At 69.7% G+C, this 19,690-nt stretch carries 20 protein-coding genes; 19 read left to right on the top strand and 1 reads right to left on the bottom strand.

All coding sequences use genetic code 11. From position 1 onward, the window contains the following. Nucleotides 1-28 precede the first annotated feature (28 nt). From ACWC91_RS32730 to ACWC91_RS32640, 19 genes are all read left to right on the top strand, one after another. Nucleotides 29-1,138 carry a C40 family peptidase gene (locus ACWC91_RS32730; RefSeq protein ID WP_450642895.1) on the top strand — a complete coding sequence of 370 codons (1,110 nt, stop codon included), beginning with the start codon at nt 29-31 and terminating at the stop codon, nt 1,136-1,138. Then, complete coding sequence (locus ACWC91_RS32725; RefSeq protein ID WP_365776900.1) at nt 1,135-1,779, top strand: hypothetical protein; 645 nt, start codon at nt 1,135-1,137, stop codon at nt 1,777-1,779. The genes ACWC91_RS32730 and ACWC91_RS32725 overlap by 4 nt, the downstream gene beginning before the upstream one ends. Next, nucleotides 1,755-4,385 carry an ATP/GTP-binding protein gene (locus ACWC91_RS32720; protein ID WP_450642897.1) on the top strand — a complete coding sequence of 877 codons (2,631 nt, stop codon included), beginning with the start codon at nt 1,755-1,757 and terminating at the stop codon, nt 4,383-4,385. Before ACWC91_RS32725 ends, ACWC91_RS32720 begins: the two co-directional genes overlap by 25 nt. Further along, entirely contained in the window at nt 4,376-5,290 is a 915-nt protein-coding gene (locus ACWC91_RS32715; protein ID WP_450642899.1) for a replication-relaxation family protein, read from the top strand. The genes ACWC91_RS32720 and ACWC91_RS32715 overlap by 10 nt, the downstream gene beginning before the upstream one ends. A gap of 252 nt (nt 5,291-5,542) precedes the next feature. After that, on the top strand, nt 5,543-5,671 hold the full coding sequence (locus tag ACWC91_RS32710; RefSeq protein WP_450642901.1) for a hypothetical protein: 129 nt from the start codon (nt 5,543-5,545) through the stop codon (nt 5,669-5,671). 88 nt (nt 5,672-5,759) lie between these two features. Further along, nucleotides 5,760-6,341: an OmpA family protein gene (locus tag ACWC91_RS32705; protein WP_450642902.1), complete on the top strand. Its 582-nt coding sequence runs from the start codon at nt 5,760-5,762 to the stop codon at nt 6,339-6,341. Nucleotides 6,342-6,623: 282 nt separating this feature from the next. Continuing rightward, nucleotides 6,624-7,226, top strand: coding sequence for a hypothetical protein (locus tag ACWC91_RS32700; protein WP_450642903.1), 603 nt, complete (start codon nt 6,624-6,626; stop codon nt 7,224-7,226). Beyond that, nucleotides 7,220-8,104, top strand: a complete 885-nt coding sequence (locus ACWC91_RS32695) for an ATP/GTP-binding protein (protein ID WP_450642905.1) — start codon at nt 7,220-7,222, stop codon at nt 8,102-8,104. The genes ACWC91_RS32700 and ACWC91_RS32695 overlap by 7 nt, the downstream gene beginning before the upstream one ends. 21 nt (nt 8,105-8,125) lie before the next feature. After that, complete coding sequence (locus ACWC91_RS32690) at nt 8,126-8,824, top strand: SAF domain-containing protein (protein ID WP_450726139.1); 699 nt, start codon at nt 8,126-8,128, stop codon at nt 8,822-8,824. Further along, nucleotides 8,824-9,651 (top strand): hypothetical protein, encoded by an 828-nt coding sequence (locus tag ACWC91_RS32685; protein ID WP_450642909.1) that lies wholly within the window; start codon nt 8,824-8,826, stop codon nt 9,649-9,651. The genes ACWC91_RS32690 and ACWC91_RS32685 overlap by 1 nt, the downstream gene beginning before the upstream one ends. Beyond that, nucleotides 9,641-11,128, top strand: a complete 1,488-nt coding sequence (locus ACWC91_RS32680; protein ID WP_450642910.1) for a CpaF family protein — start codon at nt 9,641-9,643, stop codon at nt 11,126-11,128. Before ACWC91_RS32685 ends, ACWC91_RS32680 begins: the two co-directional genes overlap by 11 nt. Continuing rightward, nucleotides 11,125-12,078 (top strand): type II secretion system F family protein, encoded by a 954-nt coding sequence (locus tag ACWC91_RS32675; protein ID WP_450642911.1) that lies wholly within the window; start codon nt 11,125-11,127, stop codon nt 12,076-12,078. Before ACWC91_RS32680 ends, ACWC91_RS32675 begins: the two co-directional genes overlap by 4 nt. Continuing rightward, nucleotides 12,075-12,959, top strand: a complete 885-nt coding sequence (locus tag ACWC91_RS32670; protein ID WP_450642912.1) for a type II secretion system F family protein — start codon at nt 12,075-12,077, stop codon at nt 12,957-12,959. The genes ACWC91_RS32675 and ACWC91_RS32670 overlap by 4 nt, the downstream gene beginning before the upstream one ends. A 43-nt stretch (nt 12,960-13,002) precedes the next feature. Continuing rightward, nucleotides 13,003-13,323 carry a hypothetical protein gene (locus tag ACWC91_RS32665; RefSeq protein ID WP_450642922.1) on the top strand — a complete coding sequence of 107 codons (321 nt, stop codon included), beginning with the start codon at nt 13,003-13,005 and terminating at the stop codon, nt 13,321-13,323. Further along, a complete protein-coding gene (locus tag ACWC91_RS32660) occupies nt 13,323-13,748 on the top strand; it encodes a TadE/TadG family type IV pilus assembly protein (RefSeq protein WP_450642913.1) in 426 nt (141 codons plus the stop codon). The genes ACWC91_RS32665 and ACWC91_RS32660 overlap by 1 nt, the downstream gene beginning before the upstream one ends. Nucleotides 13,749-13,762: 14 nt before the next feature. Beyond that, nucleotides 13,763-14,206 (top strand): TadE/TadG family type IV pilus assembly protein, encoded by a 444-nt coding sequence (locus ACWC91_RS32655; protein ID WP_058928832.1) that lies wholly within the window; start codon nt 13,763-13,765, stop codon nt 14,204-14,206. Then, on the top strand, nt 14,206-14,658 hold the full coding sequence (locus ACWC91_RS32650) for a TadE/TadG family type IV pilus assembly protein (protein WP_376504268.1): 453 nt from the start codon (nt 14,206-14,208) through the stop codon (nt 14,656-14,658). The genes ACWC91_RS32655 and ACWC91_RS32650 overlap by 1 nt, the downstream gene beginning before the upstream one ends. Then, nucleotides 14,658-18,134 carry a LysM peptidoglycan-binding domain-containing protein gene (locus ACWC91_RS32645; RefSeq protein WP_450642915.1) on the top strand — a complete coding sequence of 1,159 codons (3,477 nt, stop codon included), beginning with the start codon at nt 14,658-14,660 and terminating at the stop codon, nt 18,132-18,134. The genes ACWC91_RS32650 and ACWC91_RS32645 overlap by 1 nt, the downstream gene beginning before the upstream one ends. Nucleotides 18,135-18,304: 170 nt before the next feature. Then, complete coding sequence (locus ACWC91_RS32640; protein WP_376504265.1) at nt 18,305-18,859, top strand: histidine phosphatase family protein; 555 nt, start codon at nt 18,305-18,307, stop codon at nt 18,857-18,859. 177 nt (nt 18,860-19,036) lie between these two features. Here ACWC91_RS32640 and ACWC91_RS32635 read toward each other — a convergent pair whose 3' ends face one another. Next, on the bottom strand, nt 19,037-19,618 hold the full coding sequence (locus ACWC91_RS32635; RefSeq protein WP_450642917.1) for a hypothetical protein: 582 nt from the start codon (nt 19,616-19,618) through the stop codon (nt 19,037-19,039). Nucleotides 19,619-19,690 lie beyond the last annotated feature (72 nt).

Raw genomic sequence — 19,690 nt, 5'->3', positions numbered from 1 at the left:
CCGGCGCCGGATGGCGCGGTGGGGGTGTGTGGTGGTGCTGTTGCTGTTCGCTGCCGTGTGCTGTGCACCGGTTGGCAGCGCGATCAGCGCGTACGTCGCGCTGAAGACGGGCCAGCAGGATGACGGCGGGATCGCCGAGGGCGGCAGTGCCGCGGACATCCCGTCGCGGATGCTGACCGCCTACAAGAAGGCTGTCCAGCAGGTCGGGAAGTACGTGCCGAAGTGCCAGGGCATGCGCTGGCCGATCCTCGCCGGGATCGCGAAGGTCGAGTCCAACCACGCGGTGGGCCGCAACATCGCCGACAACGGCGACATCCGGCCGAAGATCTACGGGGTTCTCCTCAACGGCTCCGGCCAGGGCGGCAACACCACCGCCTTCCCCGACACCGACAACGGCAAGTGGGACGGCACCTCTCAAGGTGAGCGAGCTGTCGGCCCCTTCCAGTTCCTGCCTTCCACGTGGGAGTCGATCGGCAAGGACGCCAACGGTGACAAGATCGCCGACCCGCACAACGCCGACGACGCTGCGCTCGGCGCCGCGATCTATTTGTGCGGAGGCGGCCGTGACCTGACCGAGCGCGCCCAGCTGAAGTCCGCGATCCTGCAGTACAACCACTCGAGCGAGTACGTCGCCAACGTGCTGGGCTGGATCGACCAGTACACGGCGGCCGCCAAGGACCCGGACCTGAAGAACGTCTCGGGGAAGGTCCGCATCGTCGTCGAGGCGGCTCTCTCCCAGCGAGGGGTGCCGTACTCATGGGGCGGCGGCAACGCGAGCAGCAAGTCGTACGGCATCTGCTGCTCCCCCAGCGGCAAGAGCGGCGCGAACATCAAGGGCTTCGACTGCTCGGGCCTGACCGTGTACGCGTACGCCAAGGTCGGCATAAGCCTGCCGCGCACCGCGGCCGCCCAGGCGGGTGTCGGCCAGCGCATCCCAGCGAGCCTCGGAACCGGCGCCCTCAAGCCAGGCGACCTCGTCTTTTACGCCTACGCCCCCGGACGCGATTCCACGATCTACCACGTCGGGATCTACCTCGGCAGCGGTCAAATGATCAACGCTGCCCGCCCGGGCACGGTCGTCCGGCTGGACTCGGTCAACGCCATGTCCGGCTTTGCGGGGGGAGCGCGGCTGCTGTGACCACCACCCCACGCTCACCGCGTCTGCTGTTGCTGAGCACCGCACTGCTCGCCATCGCCGGCATCGCCCTGCTGGGCATGCCGCACGGTCAAGAGCCGCCGGCTCCGGCGACGTCGCCGACCGCCCGGGCGACCACGGATCCGTCATCTGCGCCCTCCGCGCCTGGGCGGAAGACGGCCGTGGCCACGGCTCCCTCCACGACACCCGCGGGATCGACACCGTCGGTCGTTGAGTCCGCTCTGCCGCCGCATGGCGAGGGCGTGGCCGGCGACCGTGCCATCCAGCGGTCGCTGGAGGCGGCGTGGCCCGCCGACCTTCCCGCCGCCGACGAGCGGGAGTTGCTCACCGCCGGGCGCGCGCTGCTACGCGCGGACGCCACCGGAGTCGGCCGCGCGAAGTGGCCCACGGTCTTCCCCGACTCCGGCCAGGAAGTGGTCCCGGCGTTCGCCACCGCTCACTTCCGCATCCAGGCCGCGATCGCCCGCCGCGACGGCAGCCCCAACAAGGCGGTGGTCCACCTGGTGTGGGCCGGCATGGACCGCGGCGGCACCTTCACCGACCTCCGCATCACCGACTGGCACTTCACCCGAACAACTTCGAAGAAGGGAGCAGCGACGTGGAATCCGCAGCCCCGTACCTGACGGACCGGGCCGATGACACGGCTGCAGGTCAGGTACTCGGCCTGGTCACCAGCCTGGTCGACGCCGCCGACTGGCTCTACGACCACTGGTACCTGGTCGCCCTGGCCATCGCCGTGGTCTGGGGCGTGGGCGAGATGGTGGTACGCCGGCTCGCGGCCAAGGCTTCCGCCGAGCGGATGGCCTTGGAGCTCGTCTCCAACCGGCACTTCGACCCGAGCCTGGAGGAGATCTTCCGGCGCGGCGTCCAGCTCGCCCGCGCGTCCACGGCCATGCCCTGGTGGGCGCCCCGTAGGGCGAAGACCGTGCAGATCCGGCTGCGCGCGGACGGCAGTGCGCCGTTGCGCTACCGCATCGAGGGCCCGGCGGGCGGTGAACGGCTGCTGTCCATCACCCCGTTCGGACCGGACATCACCGTCCACCGGGCCCGGCCGATCGTCGACGAGCCGAGGACTCACACCGTGCGAGCCGAGTTCATCCTCCGCGGCAAGCTCACCTCCCCGCTGCGCGTGGTCCCGCTCAACCCCGACCCGCTCCAGCCGCTGGTCGACGCCGTGGCCGATCTGCGCGCCGAGCTCGGCGACCTCGCCGAGATCCGGCTCGACATCCAGCGCGCCCCGAAGTGGGCACTGCGGGCACGCCGCCTGCAGCTGATGAGCGCCGCACGCCGGAGTGAACGTAGGGAGTCCCAGCGGGCCGCGCGCTGGCTGCGGCAGGACGCCAGCGGCATCGAGGACTCCCTGGGCTTTCAGCTGCAGCAGCTCCTCAGTGACAGCCCCGGCTCGGGTAACAGCCGGCGGCTGGTGATGCCGCCGGTCCCGCGCCGGGTGGAGCCGGCCGAGGCGCTGGGCAAGCTCGCCGAGGACGACCACCTCGTCCGGGTCCAGCTGCTGGTGATGTGCGCCTCGAACACCGAGGGCCGCGCCCAGGCGAGGCTCGCCCAGCTCCAGGCCGCATTCGACGTGTTCGGCGGCCGCTCCCGGTGGGCCATGCGCGGCTGGCGGCTGGGCCCGTGGCGGTTCGGCGCCGACCACTGGCCCACCCGGCACGGCTTCGAGCGCCGCTGGAATCAGGGGCACTGCCAGCCGCCCCGCGCGAACTGGGTCCGGCTGGATGAGCTGACCGGGCTGCTCAAGCCCCCCACCATGAACTGCCGCCTGCCGGTACTCGCCGGCGACCTGCCGACCTTCGCCTTCGGCGAGCCCGAGTTGCTGCTGCAGGGTATCTACCGGGGCCCGGACGGCCGGGAGCGGCTGGTCGCCACCTACGCCGAGGAGACTCTGTTCGAGGTCGGGGTCGGCAAGGCCGGCGGCGGCAAGACCGAACGCGCCCTGGCCCAGGCGATCGGCTGGGCGCACGCGGGCGGCGGGCTGATCTTCGTCGACCCGCACCGCGACTCCTGGCCGCGCGCCCTGCCGTTCCTGGCGCACGACACCCTGATGCCGCGGATCGCACTGGTCGACCTCAACGGTCTCGGCCCCAACCCGCGGGTGAGTTCGTGGAATCCGCTCGCCATGCACCAGGGCCAGACGGCGCACGAGGTCGTCGAGGCAATCGCCGACGCCTACGCCTCCGCACTGGCCTGGGACGACGCGACCGCACCGCGCGCGCTCACCATCCTCACCGCCGCGCTCACCGTCCTGGTCGCCGTCAACGAGGCGGCCTGCCAGGCCGGCCAGCCCGAGGACCAGGCAACGATCTTCCAGTTACGGGCCCTGCTCACCGACGGCGCGTTCCGCAAGGCAGCCCTTGCGACGGTGGCGGCCCGCCTGGATGAGGAGACCCGCTCCTGGTGGCAGTCGGTGTTCCCGACCCTGCCGCCCGACGCGTTCGCCGTGGTCCTCAACCCGATCGCCCGGCTGGCCGCCAACCCCATCACCCGCGCGTTCCTCGGCCAGCCCGTCGGCGTCTACAACATCCGGACGGCGATGGACTCCAAGATGATCGTGTGGGTGTGCCCGGGCGGCAACGGGCCCACCGACCGGCTCCTGACCGCGCTGCTCGCCCGCGATCTGCTGCGGGCCGCCCGCTCTAGGCGGGACACACCCGAGGAGAAGCGGGTGCCGTTCCGCCCGTACTTCGACGAGCTCATCACGCTGACCGGCGCGGCCCCGGAGACCATCGCCGCGATGTTCGAGGATCTCCGCAAGTACCGGTGCCACATCCACGGCATGACCCAGCTGCTGGCCCGCCTCCCGGCCGCAGTGCGGCTGTCCCTGGTGCAGAACGCGTCCACGCTGGCCACCACCGCCGGGTCGAAGTCGGCAGTGGCACCGATCACCGCCGAGTGGGGCGACAACCCCAGCCCCGACCGGGTCGCCACCATGGACCGGTTCGAGCACTACGTCTCCATGAACGTGCACGGGCGGCGCATCGGACCCATCCAGCTGCGCGGGCCCCATCTCGACGACGTCTTCGCCCCCCAGGCCCGCCCGCGGGAGGTCCCCGCGCTGGAGCGGGCCGCCCAGGCCAACGCCGGAGCCCTCCCGCTGCACCAGCTCACCGACCGCGCCGCGCAGCAGCTCGGCCGCGTCACCGCCTTCCTCGCCGCGCACTCCCCCGCCGGCGCCGCCGCTGTCCACCTGTCGAAGGAAAACGAATGGAAATGACCGCTGCCCAGCCGAACGACCGTACGGCGGCGGGCTTCACGCCCAGCCCCGTGGAGCCCCTCGCGCATCAGCTCCTGGCCACGCTCGCCCAGCACCGCATGGCCTCCACCGGCCAGCTGCACGTCCTGCTGCGCCCCGACCGCTCCCGCCAGTCGGTCTCGGAGCGGCTGAACGATCTGCTCGACGAGCGCCTGGTCGACTTCGCCGTGCTGCCGCAGTCCCATCGCACCCGGGTCTGGTACCTCACGCCGAAGGGTGCCCGTCTCACGCGGGACTGGCCGGCGCTGCGGGGCCGCCCGCCGTATCCGATCACCACGGCGACGGCCGCCTCGCTGAAGACCCCCCACACCCTGACGGTTGTGCGCACGCACCTGACATTCGTCGCCGATGCCCGCCGCCGCGGCGACGAGCACGGACACCTGGACTGGACGCCCGAGGTGTTCCACGCGATCGGTGACGGAGAGAAGGTCGTGGCCGACGCGGTCATGCACTACACCCTCATCGACGGCCAGCAGCGGCGGAAACTGAGGGCGTTCGTCGAGGTCGACCGCGCCACCATGGGCGCCGAGCGGCTGGCAGCGAAACTGATCGAGTACGCCCGTCTGTGGGCGTACGAGCCGCAGCCGGTCGGCCGGCGCCGGCAGGCGGGCAGGCCCGGATGGCTGCGCTGGTACCCGGTGTTCCCCCGGATTCTCTTCGTGCTGACCGGCGCCGGACGGCAGGCGATGGACAACCGGATCAGCGACCTCAGGGCCATGGTCGCCCACCATCCGCTCGTGGCTGAGATGGCCCGCGAGGTGCCGCTGGGAGCAGCCGTCCTCGAAGACATCGAAGAGCACGGGGCCACCGATGACGTGTGGGAGCCGCTGGCTGGCGACAAGCCCCGTCCCTGGACCGAGCTGTGACACCGCTTCAGTCGCGGTCGGCCGAATGTCGCAGCCTTGCAACTGCTCCGAAAACCGCTTGAACTTTGCTCACGCGAACCAGTAATTTACTGCTGCACAGCGGGGGTGTCGACTCAGAAACACCTTGCTTGCAAGGACATTAGGGGATGCCAGATGACACAGGCGACTGGCGCGATTCGCAGTAACGAAGGATGCGAGGCGAATGTGTGGCCCCTGCGGACGCGGGCCGTCTCGCACATCGGGAGCGCCTGCGTGCTCGAGGGAGCCGGCGACTTCGACCTGGACGACCTGGACCTGGTCCGCGGCCGGTTTCCGGACCGGCACGTGACGCTCGACGGTGACGTGATCACCGTGTGGCCCACACTCACGCCCGGCCGGTGAGGACGCCCCAACACCCGCCCGCCACTGGGGCCGCGACCGCCACGCAACCTCCTCCCTCGCGGACTCCTCACCGAAAGGACGCAGTTCCATGAGCACTTGGACCACCACGACCCTGAGCAGGCGCCTCGCGGCGCTGGCGATCATGGCAGGGCTGATGCTGGGAGTGGCCGCCAGTTCCCACCGGAGCAGCTTCGGCCTCGCGCCGCTACGCAGCAGCGCGAGGCTCGCCCCTCCGAAGATTCTCGATCCTCCTCGGACCCGGCCGGCATCAGCCGGGTGGTCGGGGGACCAGGACGACGCCGTGCGCCGCACGGACACGAACACGGAGGTGACGTACGAGCTACAGGCCGAGGTGCTGTGCACCAAGGACAGTGCACGGCTGAGTGATGCGGCACGGTCCCGCATCACCGCGATCGCCCGGGAGATCGAGCAGCGGACAGCGACACGAGTCCGAGTCTCCGGCTTCACCGACAACCTCGGCTCCTCCGTGCACGGCGACGTGCTCTCCAAGCAGCGCGCCAGCGCCGTGCGGGCCGCTCTGGCCGCAGAACTTCGCTCCACGACAGTCGTGTTCGAGACGCAGGGGTTCGAGGAAAGGCACGCGGTCGCGTCCAACACCACGGAGGCCGATCGGAAGAAGAACCGGCGGGTGGAGGTCTCGTTCGCATGACAGGAGGCTGGGACCGTCCCACCGAAGGCCATCCGTTCGTGCGTAAGCGGAACGAGCGAAGACACAGATCTACAAATCGAGATCTGGTCCCGAAAGTGACCGGATAAGTCCCGAGTTGTGCGAGTGAACTCAAATATCGAGCTGGGAAGTTGACTGGCATATGCGTAATCTTGCCGCTACGCAAACGGATCACCGCAGCTGGACCGGGTTGCGGAACTGAACTGCCGTCAGTCGGCGGCTCAGGCAGCGGTCATGTCACACCGCGCCGTACGGGGAGGCATCGTGAAACGTCGCGCACACATTCCTCTTTCCGCTGTTCACTTCCGAAAGGTCGCCGCCGCCTCGATCACGCTGTGCGCTGCGCTCGCCTTGACCGCGTGCAGCTCATCCGGCGGGAAGGATGAGGCGACGGACGAGTCCTCGAGCGTCACGCAGTCCCCCACGGCATCTGCCACCGCTGACCCGAAGGACACGGCGAAGAAGGAAGCGATCGCCACATATGGGGCCTACTGGCAGGAGATGGAAAAGCTCTACGCCGACCCCACCGGCAAGAACGCGCAACTTGATCAGTACGCCGCATCCGCCGCCTTGAAGAACGCCGAAGCAGACGCCAAACGCGCTCACGACCGCGGCCGCATCTATACCGGCAGCGTCGCCCTCACCGACCAGACGGTCACCAAGGTGAACGTCACGGGCAAGATCCCCAACGCTACCGTCTCCAGCTGCCTGGACATCTCCAAGTGGCGGAGGGTCGATGCCGAGACCAAGAAGCCGGTGTCACTCCCGGAGAACCGGCTGACGAAGTACCGGATTCTCAGCATCGTCGAGAAGTACCCGGAAGGGTGGCGCGTCACCCGCGATGAGCCCCAGGGGAAGTCATGCTGACGCGCCGCATTGTCATCACAGCGGCAACCGTCCTGGCCACGCTCTCTGTCCCTGTCACCAGCTACGCGGAGGATGACCCCAAGGGCGACGGCGGCATCGAGTGCGGCCTGTACGACTGCGAGGTCGAGGTAGACGTCCCCGGAAAGGGCGGCGGCAAAGCAGGCGGCAGCGGCAGCACGGACGGAACAGGTGGAAGCGGTTCGTCCGTCGGTCGCGACCCCACCGATAAGACGGTCTGCGTTTACAAGCTCGCAGACCCGCAGCCACCCGCCGGGAGCCTGGACTGGAAAGGCCACGAACCCGGCGACGGAGCCGTGTACGAACAGACATGTGGCTGGGGGGACGTCGACGGCGACACCATCACTCGGATGGTCTGGTTGGCCGACCCGCCTCCGCAAGAGACTGTCGACCCGGCTGTCTTGGCGCAGCGGGCAGTCGACTCGATGACGCTGCTTGGTCCGGACATCGCCAGCCCACGCGCGGCCGGGAAGTACACCGTCGGTGTCCCGATGTGGATGTGGGTCAACCAGAGCGCCACGACGTACGGACCGAACACCGCGTCGGCCACCGCGGGCGGGGTCACCGTCACCGCGACCGCCGAGGTGTCGAAGATCGTCTGGACGATGGGCGACGGCGCCTCCGTGACCTGCACCGGCCCCGGTACCCCGTACACATCGTCCGAGGGCATGGCCCAGTCCCCGACCTGCGGACATGTGTACTCCAAGACCTCGGCCGGTGCCCAGAACAGCAAGTTCCCGGTGACCGCGACCTCAACATGGACGATCAACTGGCAGGGCGGCGGACAAGCCGGCCAGCTCACCGAGGTCCGGCAGACCAACGTGCAGGTGGCGGTCGGCGAAGTCCAGGTCGTCAGGTAAAGCCGCCGGAAGGACACAACGGTGAGCAAGACCCAAGTAGACACAGCTCCGATCGGCGTCCCCCAGCAGGGACGTGTGGCTGGGCCCGTGACCCCGCCCCGAGTATCGGCCCGGAGGCGACGACCAGGCGTCATCGCCCTGTCGCTGGCGCTGATCGCCGCCGGAGGCGCCGGAGTTGCCGTCCTCCTGCTCCAGGTCGGCAACCGCACCGACGTGGTGACCGTGGTCCGCGACGTCCAGGTCGGCCAGGTCCTCACCGAGGACGACCTGGGCAAGGCGTCCATCGCCCTGGACCCAGCCGTCAAGGCGGTGCGCTCGGACGACCTGAAGTCGGTGGTCGGCAAGCGGGCCGCCGTGGAACTCAAGCCCGGCTCCTTGCTCGCCCCCTCGCAGGTGACGAAGGACTCGCTGGTGAAGGCCGGTGAGCAGCTGGTGCCGATCGGCCTGGAGCCCAAGCAGATCCCGGCCACCGCTCTGGTGCCGGGCCAGAAGGTCGAGCTGGTGCACGTCCCGGCCCAGGGAACGACGGATACCGGCAAGACGTCCGACGCCGCTCCGCAGACCATCGACGGCCGGGTCGTGAAGGCGTCCGGCGCCGCCCCGGGTACGGGAATCGTGGTCGTCGACGTCGCGATGTCCGCCACCGACGGTCCCACAGCCGCCGCGTGGGAGGCGGCCGGCACTCTGCGCCTGGTCCTCGCCGCTCCGGACGGCAACTGATGGCTGTCATCGCGCTCGCCGGCTGCAGTGGCGCGCCCGGCGTGACCACCAGCGCTCTCGCCCTGCTCCTGTCATGGCCGCTGGAGGCAGGCCGGCGGATGATCCTGGCCGAGTGCGACCCGGACGGCGGCGCCGTCCTGCACGGGCTGCTGCAGGGCACGCTCGGCGACCGGTACGGGCTGCGCAACCTATCGGTCGCCGCCCGCAAGGGCGAATTCAGCGACGCCTTCTGGCGGCAACTGATCGACCTGAGCAGCGAGGACAGCAAGAAGGAGTCACCGCGCGACCGGCTGCTGCTGCCCGGCCTCACCGACCCCTCGCAGTCGGCGAGCCTCGGCCAGGTCTGGAAGATCCTCGCGCAGATGTTCCGCGGCATCGAGGCCGAGAGCGGCCACGACGTCCTCATCGACCTCGGCCGCCGCGGCGCGTACGGGCCCTCCGGGATCCTGGCCGAGCAGGCCGACGCCACCTTCGTGGTCGTCCGCAACACCCTGCGCTGCCTGCAGGCAGCAGAGGGCCGGGTCCGCGCACTCGAGGAACGCGTAGGTGACATCAGCGTGCTGATGATCAACGAGGGCCCGTATCCCGCAGGCGAGGTGCAGCGTGTCCTGCAGGTACCGGTGATCGCCACCCTGCCGTACGCGCCGAAGGACGCCCGTGTGCTCTCCGACGGCGTCGAACAGCCCCGCCACTTCACCAAGTCGCCGCTGATGAAGGCCGCCCGCACGAGCAGCACGCTGCTTCTTCAGCGGACCGCCATGCGCCGGGCTCGCCTCGATCCACGCCTCGGACGCACGGCGGGCGGGGAGGTGACCCATGCAGGCTAGGCCCCTGCACCCCGACCCCACGGTGACACCTCCGCCCCAGGAGTGGGGGCGTCAGACCAACGGCGCTCCAGCGCCTGCCGGCGCTGCCGCGAGTACCCAGGTCCTCGGCACGGCAGCACCTCAGATCACCGTCGACTACCGGGTGGCCCGGGACATCGCGTCCCAGGTCGCCAAGCAGCGCGAGGAACTCCTCAAGACCAAACCCAACATGGACCGGGACAGCGAAGAACAGCGCTGCCTGAACTGGATCGCCGAGGCCGTCGCGCTGTGGTCCGACGCCCAGGCGATGACGCCGCAGGAAGACGAGGCGCTGCGGCGCGCCGTGTACGACTTGCTCTTCCGGGCCGGTCGGCTTCAGCCGTACCTGGACGACGACCGTGTCGAGGACATCATCATCCAGGGCCCGCACGAGGTGTGGCTGGACTACGGCGATGGGGAACGCCGCCGGGTGGGCCCGATCGCGGACTCGGAAGAGGAACTGCTGGAGCTGCTGCGGGAGTTGGCCCGGGGATCTGGGCACAGTGAGCGGACGATCTCCACCGCGAACCCCACTCTCGCTCTGTCGCTGCAGGACGGCTCCCGCCTTCAGGCCATCACGGGGCTCGGGCCCATGACGTATGCGGTCATCCGCCGGCACCGGGTCTCTCACGCGAATCTCGACGACCTGGTCCGGCTGGGGACCATCGACCCGATCCTGCGCGAGTTTCTGGGCGCCGCCGTGCGCGCCGAGAAGAACATCATGATCGCGGGGAAGCAGAAGGCCGGGAAGACCACGCTGATGCGGGCGATGCTCAAGGAGTTCGACCCCGAGTGCCGGTTCGCAACCATCCAGACCGAGGACGAGCTGTTCGCCCACGCCAACGGCTACCACAAGCAGGTCGTCTCCCTGGTGGGCCGCGAGTCCAACGGTGAGAAGGACGTCACCGGGCGCGGCGCCGGCGAGGTCACGCTCCTGGACCTGATGCATCCCGCGCTGCGGATGTCGCTGGAGCGGATCGTGGTCGGCGAGGTCCGCGGCCCCGAAGTCGTCGCCATGATGCAGGCGTTGACGAACGGCTCGGGCGGCAACCTGTGCACCATCCACGCGCGGCGCCCGGACATCATCTTCGACCGGATCGCCGAGCTGTACGCGCTCGCCCAGGAGAACCTGTCCGAGCAGCTCGCCTACCGGCAGACCGCCAACGGCCTGGACTTCATCGTCTACGTCGACATGACGGACGAGACGCAGATCGGCGCCCGCCGCCACCGCTACGTCTCCCACGTGCTGGAGCTGACCGGCATCGGCGAGAACGGCCGGCCCGCCACCAACGAGATCTTCTCCCCCGGCCGTGAGTGGGGCGAACTGCGGGCGGTACCACGGATGGACCCGGGCTGCATCGATGACCTGCGCCGCGTCGGCTTCGACTCCGGTCTGCTGCAGCAGCCGTACGGGGCCTGGCAGGCACCGCTGCCGTTGAAGGTGGGGGTAAGCCGATGACGCTGCTGTTCGGGCTACTGTGCGGCATGGCCGTGGTCGGCGGACTGATCGGTGTCGTGGCTGGCCTCGTTGGCACCACGGCGCCGCGCCGGGCCCCGCTACTCAAGCGCTGGCAGGCGGCCTGGCGCGGAGGGAAGAACCAGAGCGAGGACGCCCGGCTGCGGAGACGTACTCTCATCGCCGCGGCCGTCGTGGTCTTCGTCGCTGTGTGGCTGGTCTCGGGGAACTTCGTCGGCGGTGCGCTCCTGGGGGCAGCCGTCATCGGCGTGCCCTGGCTGATCAGCCCGGCGCAGATGGCGCAGGACCGCATCGGCCAGCTGGAGGCGCTGAGCGAGTGGACGCAGCGGCTCGCCGGCCTGCTGCGGCTGGGCATGGGCCTGGAACAGGCGATGATCACCAGCCGTCAGGGCGCGCCGGACGAACTCGCCCCGCAGATCATCAACCTGTCCGACCGGCTGCGCCTGGGGTGGCGGCCGGACGGAGCCCTGCGAGCGTTCGCCGAGGAACTCGACGACGTCACAGCCGACAAGGTGGTCGCCGCGCTCATCCTGTCCGTCAACGACCGCGGCCCCGGCCTGGCTCAGGCACTGGAGGATCTGTCTGGCACCGTCCGCGAAGAGGTCGCCCGCAAGCGCGCCATCGAGGCGGACCGGGCCAAGCCCCGCACGACCGTGCGGTGGATGACCATCATCACTGTGGGCGTCGTGGTGGCCGGGTTCTTCGTGCCGTCCTACACGAAGCCGTACTCCACTCTCCTCGGACAGCTCGTACTCGCCTTCCTGACGGCCGGGTTCGTCGGCGTACTCGCCCTGATGCGGCAGCTGGGCAACTTCCGCCGCGTCCCGCGATTCCTGATCACCGACCCGTCCAGCACTGTCCGGCTGCCCGCTCCCGCGCCGGAGCCGGAACTGCCGGCCACCGCCCGAGAGCCGGAAGGAGCCGCCTCGTGAACCTGCTCCCCGTCGTTGTGACCGGCGGTACGGTCGGCGCTGGCGTCGCCTTGCTGATCCGGGAACTGCTGCCGCCTCAGCCCGCGTTGGGGCCGGCTCTCAAGCGCAGCGCCCCGGCCACGCTGACCATGCCCGAGCCGGAACTGGACCGCGAGGAGGTCTGGGGCCGGTGGCTGCTGGCCCGCCTCGAGCGTCTGCCGGGCGTGCGGGTCCCCACCACGAACCTGGCCCTGCTCGGGCAGGGGCCGGGCCAGTTCATGCTCAAGAAGACCGCGCTCGCCGCGCTGGGGCTGCTCTGCCCAGTGATCGCGACGATTCCGTGGATCATCGCGGGCGTGGGCCTGCCGTTCTATGTGCCCGCCGGCGTCGGACTCATCATCGCCGCCCTGCTGTTCATCACGCCCGAAATCGCCGTGCGGGACCAGGCCAAGCGGGCACGGGAGGAGTTCGCGCACGCCCTTTCCGCCTACCTCGACCTGGTCGCGCTCAAGCGGGCCGCCGACGCCGGCCCCGCCGAGGCGTTGGAGAAGGCCGCCGAGGTCGGCGAGGGCTGGCCCTTCCTGTATCTGCAGGGCGCCCTGCGCCGGGCCCGGCTGGAGAAGATCCCGCCGTACCAGGCGCTCACCGAACTCGCCCACGAGTACGACCTGCCCGTCCTGGACGACGTCGCCGACATCATGCGCGGCAGCGCCACCGACGGCGCCGCCGTCTACAAAGCACTGCGGGCCCGCACCGCGGCGCTCAACGCCGAACTGCTGGCCGACCAGGCCGCCGAGGCGAACGCGGCCAGCGAAAAGATGACCGCGCCGGGAGCGCTCCTAGCCGTCTTGGTGATGCTGCTGATGGCCTTCCCCGCCGTGATCCGCATGCTGACCGTCTGAAGACCACTCCGACTCGTTCAACGCTCCAGAGAGGTAAAGGAACATGAAGCACACCGCAGCCCGCACCCGTCGTGCTGTGCTCCGTGCGACCACGCACCCGCACACCGCCCCGTCCACCACGTCACGCGGACCGGGGCGTGGCCGCCGGGGCGCGCGCACCTGGGCACGCGCCAACAGCGCGGTCCTCCGGCTCACCACCCGAGTGCAGGAAGGCCTTCAGGAGGCCTCCCGCCGACCGGACCGGGGCGACATCTCCACCACGACCGTCATCATCTGGGTGGCCGCCGTCACCGGTGCCGTTCTGATCGCTGGCACCATCGCCGTCGTGATCGCCAAGTACAACGGCAAGCTCAACGGCCTGTGATGAAGCCTCCCGAGCGGCTGACGGCCTGGTGGGAGGGGCGCCGATGGCGTGACGACCGCGGGGACACGAGCATCCAGATGGCGATCATCTTCCCGTTCGTGCTGCTTGCCACGGTCGCCGTCGTCCAGGCTTCCATGTGGTACTACGCCCGGCAGATCGCTCTGACCGCTGCCCGCGAGGGCCTCACCGCCGCCCGCGCCTACCAGTCGAGTCCGGCCGACGGTGCGGCCCAGGCGCGGAACGTGCTGGGGCGCACCGCCGGTGACAGCCTGAGCGGCTACAGCGTCTCCGCTGGCAGCGACGGACAGCGGGTGCGGGTCCAGGTGTCCGGCACGGCCCTGTCCATGATCCCGGGTGTGCCGGGCCTGCAGGTCACGCAGTCGGCATCCGGCCCCGTGGAGCGCTGGACTGTCCCGGGGGAATGAATCAGGTGCGATCCATGGCCCGTTGGGCAGGAAGACTACGCAGCGATGAGGGCAGCGCCGCGATCGAGGCGGCGATCGTCCTCCCAGCCTTGATCATGTTTTTGTGCATGGCGATCGCGGGCGGCCGGATCGTCACCTCCGGCGCGAAAATCGACTCCGCGGCGGAGGATGCGGCAAGGGAGGCGTCCATCCACCGCACAGCGGCGGCCGCGCAGAGCGCCGCGCAGTCGGCGGCTGCCGAGTCCCTGGACGACCAGGGCATCAAGTGCGCGTCGACCAGCGTCAGTATCAACACTGGCGGTCTCAGTGTGCCGGTGGGGCAGGTCGGCACGGTCACCGTGACCGTGACCTGCACGGTCAATCTGTCCGACCTTCTACTTCCGGGTGTGCCAGGAGCTAAGACGCTCACGTCGACGGCGACCTCCGTGGTGGATCAGTACAGGCAGCGGGGTGACTGATGATCTTCCGCCAGATCTGCCTTCGCCGAGCGCGGCTGGACGATGCCGGAGGCGTCACGGTGTTCGTCGCCGTGTGCGTCATCGCGCTGATCGGGATTATCGGCGTCGCCGTCGACGGTGGCAGCAAGATGCGCGCCACAGAACGCGCGGACTACGTCGCCGGCGAAGCCGCGCGGGCAGGCGGGCAGGCCATCGATCCCGCCGACGCGATCAGTGGGAGGGCGATCGTCGTGGATCCGCAGGCCGCGGCCGCCGCAGCCCAGGCCTACTTGCGCTCCGCCGGTGCCACCGGCACGGTCAGCGTGTCCGGCGACGGCAAGACGCTCACTGTCACGGTCACCGGCACGTACGACACCAAGTTCTTGTCGGTGGTTGGAATCGGCTCTCTGTCGGTGACCGGCCATGGCAAGGCGGTCCTCCTGCATGGCGTCACGGCTCCCGAAGGAAACTGATGCGCACCACCCCCTCCCCCGCCGCAACCGCCGGCCGCACCCTGGCGCTGGTTCTCAAGGCCGTGCTGAGTCTGCTGGTCCTGGCGGTCGCGGTCGTCGGGCTGCCGCTGCTGCTGGCGTGGGCCACCCCGGTCATCTGGGCTGCCACCCACGACGACGTCATGCACTTGCTGGACCGGCAGGACACCGGGAGCGTGTTCCTGCTGCTGCTCGTGGCGGTGGGGTGGATCGGGTGGGCGCAGTTCACGTTCTGCACGGTACGCGAGCTCATCGCGCAGGTTCGGGGCCGTACTTGGCATGCCCCGCGCGGGATGGGCGCCTCGCAGCGCGCTGCGGCTCTCCTGATCGGCAGCATCTTGGTGCTGCTGCCCACCAGTTCGGCGCTGGCTTCCGACGCCCAGGCCGCGCCGGCCACCTCGGCAGCCCCGGTCCCCGGGCAAGCTCAGGCGCAGCCCGCAGCCGAACCCGAGCAGAGTCAGGCCTCCGTTGCGAGCACACCGGCGTCCCGCACCACGTACACGGTGCGCGAGACGCGGCCCGCGGAGAGCCTGTGGGGCATCGCTGAACGAGAGTTGGGGGACGGTGAGCGGTGGCGGGAGATCGCTGCCCTGAACGAGGGCCACACCATGGTCGACGGCACCGTTTTCCGTGCGAACAGCTTTCTGCAGCCCGGCTGGCGGCTGGAGATGCCCGACACCTCAACTGGAGTGGGCGGTCTCCGTGCGCAGCTGGGTGACAGTGCCCCAGCTGCCGGCGAGACGAGCGAGCGCGTCGTCACGGTCCACTCGGGCGACTACCTGTCGAAGATCGCGGCGAAAGAGCTCGGCGACGGCGACGAATGGCCGGAGTTGTTCAAGGCCAGCCGGGGCAAGCAACAGCCGCACGGCCTGCCCGCGATCACCGACCCGAACGTCATTTACGCGGGTCAGCAAGTCACTGTGCCCGGCGCCCAGCCCGAGCAGCCGCCTCAGGGACGGGACCAGGGTGACAAGGCTGACAGTCAGGAGACCACTCCCCCGGCCAGCCAGAAGCCCGACGGTGAGCAGAAGCCGGGCGGCGGCACGGGGGACGAGCAGGCACCCGCGCCGAGCCAGACCACCACGCCCGCACCAGAATCCTCGGCCCCCAGCGCACCGGCCAGCCGCCCTGCCGAGCAGCCCGGGCAGGATCAGTCTCCGTCGGCACCGGCCTCCGCGACCCCGAAGCCCAGCGTCAGCGCGTCGCCCTCTGCCGCCTCCCCGTCAGCGTCAGCTGAAACGTCCGGCTCCGCTGCCGACTCCTCCCCTACCGCGTCGGCGTCCCAGGCCCCGGCGCCCGCTCCGGCAAGCAGCTCGCTGAACCTGCGCACCGTTCTCGGTGCCGGTGCACTGCTGGCGGCCGCCATCACCGGTGCTCTTGCCCTGCGTCGTACGCTGCAGCGCCGCCGCCGCAAGCCCGGCGAGAAGATCGCCATCGCGTCGGAGACGTCCACGGCCGAGGCCCAGTTGGCGGCGGCCGCCGAGCCGGGCGGCGCTGCCCGCCTCGACGTAGCACTGCGGACGCTGGCCCACCAGGCGGCTCAGGACGAGGACGCGATCCTGCCGCAGCTGCGGGCTGCCCGGATCGGTACCCGCGCGGTGGAGGTGCTGCCCGAGGATCTCACCCAGGACCCCGCGGCGCCCTTCGTCTCCGGGCAGGGCGGATGGTGGGCCCTGCCCCCCAATGCCGTACTCCTGGACGAAGAGGACGCCCGCGAGGTGCCGGCACCGTATCCGGGGCTGGTCACGGTCGGCAGCACCGAGGCGGGCGACCTCCTGCTGCTCAACCTCGCGCAGCTGCCCGCGCTGCTGTTGGACGGCAATCCGGTCCACATCACCGAGGTGTGCACCTCCCTGGCCCTGGAACTCGGCATGAGCCCGTGGGCAAGCGAAGTCGAGGTCGTCACCGTGGGGTTCGGCGATGACCTGCCGCAGCTGCTGCCCACCGCGCGGATCGCTCACATGCGCCAAGCCACGCACGCCCTGCGCGATCTGAGCGAACGGCTGCTGGAAGCGCACCAGATGCCTGAAACCGAGCATCAGCCGTACCTGCTGCTGTGCGCATCCTCGCTGGACGAGGACACGGCCTGGCGGTTCGCCGATGTCATCGACAAGTCGGGCACGGTCCCCGTCACGCTGATCGCCCCCGCGAGTACTGCGGCCGCTCACTTCCCCGAGGCGGAGATCCTCAACGCCTCCCTCAGTGATCCGCAGACCCTCGAAGATGCCGGCGTCGACATCACGGTGCAGCGCCTGGAGCACGCCGCGTACCTGCAGATCACCACGGCACTGAAGGTGTCCGGGCAGCCGTCCCACCAGGCCGAGGGTCCCTGGCAGGACGTCCCTGACGAGCCCGACCAGATGCAGCAGCCCGAGCAGACCGCTCCGGAGGAGCCCATCGCGTCCGCAGCCACCGCTGCCCCGAACGTCTCGCTGGCGGCTCCATCGGATGCGGGCAGCGACGTGTTCCCGGCCCTGCTGGCCGCTAGCGCCGACCCGTCCGGACTTCGACTCCTGCCCACCGCCACGACCGCAACTCCGGCTGGCGACGGCCCCGCCACAAGCGCTGCAGCAGTGCCCCCGCCCCCAGCTCCAACACCTCCAACAGCCCCGGAGTCCCCCGCCAGTAACGAGGACGCGGAGGCCGACGACCACAAGGCCTCGACCGAGGACCTGCCGGAGGCGGAGGACTGCGAGGCGCATGACCTGCACGCGCCGGAGATCAGGGTGCTGGGCCCGGTGGAGGTGACCGGCGTGGACAACACCGGCCACGGCCCGCGGATGGCACAGCTCGCCGCATTGTTGTTTTTCCGGCCCGGCCGGAGTGCGGACGTGCTGTGCGCCGACATGGATCCCGTCAGCCCCTGGTCGTCGAGCACCCTCAACGCCCGCTTGCAGGGGCTGCGTCGTTCTCTGGGTAACGACCGTGCCGGCAACCCCTACGTGCCGCGCCGTAGTTCCGGTGAGGACCCGTACCAGCTCGCGCCCGGGGTGCGCTGTGACTGGAGCCGCTTCCTGCAGCTCGTCGAACGCGCTCTTCCGTTGGGTCCCTCCGGCCTGACCGATCTGGAGAAGGCGCTCACTTTGGTGCGCGGTCGGCCGTTCGGGGGCAAGGCCCTGCCCTGGGCTGAGCCCTACCAGCAGGAGATGGTCACGCGCATCATCGACGTGGCGCACACGGTGGCCACCTACCGCACGCCTGCGGGCCCGCACCACGACCTCAGCGCGGCCCGCCAGGCCGTCGCGACCGGTCTCGACGTCGACGACACGGCGGAGCTGTTGTATCGGGACTGGCTCAGGATCGAGTATGCGGCCGGGAACCGGCAGGGTCTGCACATGGCCATCTCCCGCGTCCAGCAGGTCAACCGGGCGCTCGACTGCTCCCTGGAGATGGAGACTACGCAGCTCATCAACGAGCTCCTCAACGGCTCGGGCACGGCCGTGCGCAAGGCCCTCTAGCCGATGGCCTCCGCAGATGCGCAGCGCGTCACTGCCCGCCAGTTCGCGCGCCCGCATCCGCAGCGATAAAGGCATCCGCTGGGCAGGCCGCCCCTTGCCGGACACAGCGAGCGAGGCCCCTGGTGGATATCCGGTGGCCGACATCGCTTTGATCCGTCACCCTTCCGGGCGTGACCATCTTCTATCTGGTGCAGCACGCGGAGAAGGAACCTCAGCCCGGTGATCCGGGCCTGACCAATCTGGGACGACGCCAGGCCGCGAGAACATCTGAGTGGCTGCGACAGCTCAGCCTGCGCGCGGTGTTCAGCAGCCCCCTGCGGCGCGCTCGTCAGACGGCAGGGATCATTGCCGCGCCAACTGGCCTGCGAGTTCAGCAAGACGCTCGGCTCCGCGAGCGGTTGAACTGGGACGGATCCCAGCCCATGGAAGACTTCCTGAAGCACTGGGCCGCCACAACGGAGGATCGGGATCTCGTACCTGCCTGCGGTGATTCCTCCCGCGCTGCCGCCGAACGCCTGCGCGCGTGCTTGACCGACTTGACCGAAGGCCCTGGCCCTATCGCTCTGGTGACACATGGCGGGGTCACCGTAGATCTGCTGCGCACCTTGATCGGCGACCACGCGGTACCGAACGAGCTGATGCAACACAGTGTCCCCTCCTGCGCGATCACCACGCTGGAGCACCTGTCCGTCGTTGACATCGCCTCGGTGGCGCATCTGCAGTGACCGAGTTGCCCTTTGGCCGGAAGCGTCCGATCAGGCACCGCAAGCTCAGCAACAAGCCGGTGAACATTGACGGCCACGGTACTCGGTCGATCGGGAACACTCCCCCTGGCCGAGGTTGTCGTTGATGATGTCCACGTGACTAACCGCATCAGCGCTCTGATCTCGGCCTTCGGCGTCCTAGCCAGCACTGTGCTGCTCGACGGAGCTATTCGTGATTACCGCTCTGGAGTGTCGGCTCTCTGGATCGCAGCTGGAGCTCTGATCTTCCTCAGCGCCTTCTACGCACTTGTGCGTGACGTGCGGCGCCTCCGAACAAGGCACTAGAGAGCTGGAGGTGACGTCGTGGGCTGCATACGCCAGGAGTTCCTTGATGGCTGCCTCGTCGGAGGCGGGAGGGCGTTCACGCCACTCGGACAGCGTGTCGCGGACGGTCTGCGCAACGGCCTTGGCGTGCTGCGCAAGGTCGTTGTCGAGTGCCGCCATGTCCCCGCTCGGGGTTCGGCCCGTGATGACGATGGGACCGGCCAGCGGGTACAGGGGCATGCCGCGCCAGGCACTCGACAGGGCCCATGCGGCCAAGTTCTGGGGAAGTCCGAGCTTCAGCCCCTTGCCGTGAATGTGCAGAGCGGCCCGCCGGTGGTAGACCCCTTGGTCGACGGCGTCGGATCCGACGTGTTCCTGGATCGCGATGTGCGCATCGGTCGCGGGCAGGGCGAGGTCCGTGACCGTGGCGTCCGGGTCGATGCGCAGTGCGTACATGGGTCCTCCTCGTCGGTTCACGGGCGGGGCTGCGCAATGCGCAAGGGTGCGGTGCGCACGGCTGCGCAATGA

It is taken from the genome of Streptomyces sp. NPDC001204, assembly GCF_053598035.1.
Note: the sequence above shows the minus strand (reverse complement) of the source record. Positions and strands in the feature narration are given on the sequence as shown.

Excerpts from the sequence above, each read along its gene's own strand:
- ACWC91_RS32705 (WP_450642902.1), top strand. The coding sequence starts at position 5,760 with ATGAGCACTTGGACCACCACGACCCTGAGCAGGCGCCTCGCGGCGCTG.
- ACWC91_RS32715 (WP_450642899.1), top strand. The coding sequence starts at position 4,376 with ATGGAAATGACCGCTGCCCAGCCGAACGACCGTACGGCGGCGGGCTTC.
- ACWC91_RS32665 (WP_450642922.1), top strand. The coding sequence starts at position 13,003 with ATGAAGCACACCGCAGCCCGCACCCGTCGTGCTGTGCTCCGTGCGACC.
- ACWC91_RS32645 (WP_450642915.1), top strand. The coding sequence starts at position 14,658 with ATGCGCACCACCCCCTCCCCCGCCGCAACCGCCGGCCGCACCCTGGCG.
- ACWC91_RS32675 (WP_450642911.1), top strand. The coding sequence starts at position 11,125 with ATGACGCTGCTGTTCGGGCTACTGTGCGGCATGGCCGTGGTCGGCGGA.
- ACWC91_RS32695 (WP_450642905.1), top strand. The coding sequence starts at position 7,220 with ATGCTGACGCGCCGCATTGTCATCACAGCGGCAACCGTCCTGGCCACG.
- ACWC91_RS32650 (WP_376504268.1), top strand. The coding sequence starts at position 14,206 with ATGATCTTCCGCCAGATCTGCCTTCGCCGAGCGCGGCTGGACGATGCC.
- ACWC91_RS32685 (WP_450642909.1), top strand. The coding sequence starts at position 8,824 with ATGGCTGTCATCGCGCTCGCCGGCTGCAGTGGCGCGCCCGGCGTGACC.
- ACWC91_RS32655 (WP_058928832.1), top strand. The coding sequence starts at position 13,763 with ATGGCCCGTTGGGCAGGAAGACTACGCAGCGATGAGGGCAGCGCCGCG.
- ACWC91_RS32635 (WP_450642917.1), bottom strand. The coding sequence starts at position 19,618 with ATGTACGCACTGCGCATCGACCCGGACGCCACGGTCACGGACCTCGCC.
- ACWC91_RS32680 (WP_450642910.1), top strand. The coding sequence starts at position 9,641 with ATGCAGGCTAGGCCCCTGCACCCCGACCCCACGGTGACACCTCCGCCC.
- ACWC91_RS32660 (WP_450642913.1), top strand. The coding sequence starts at position 13,323 with ATGAAGCCTCCCGAGCGGCTGACGGCCTGGTGGGAGGGGCGCCGATGG.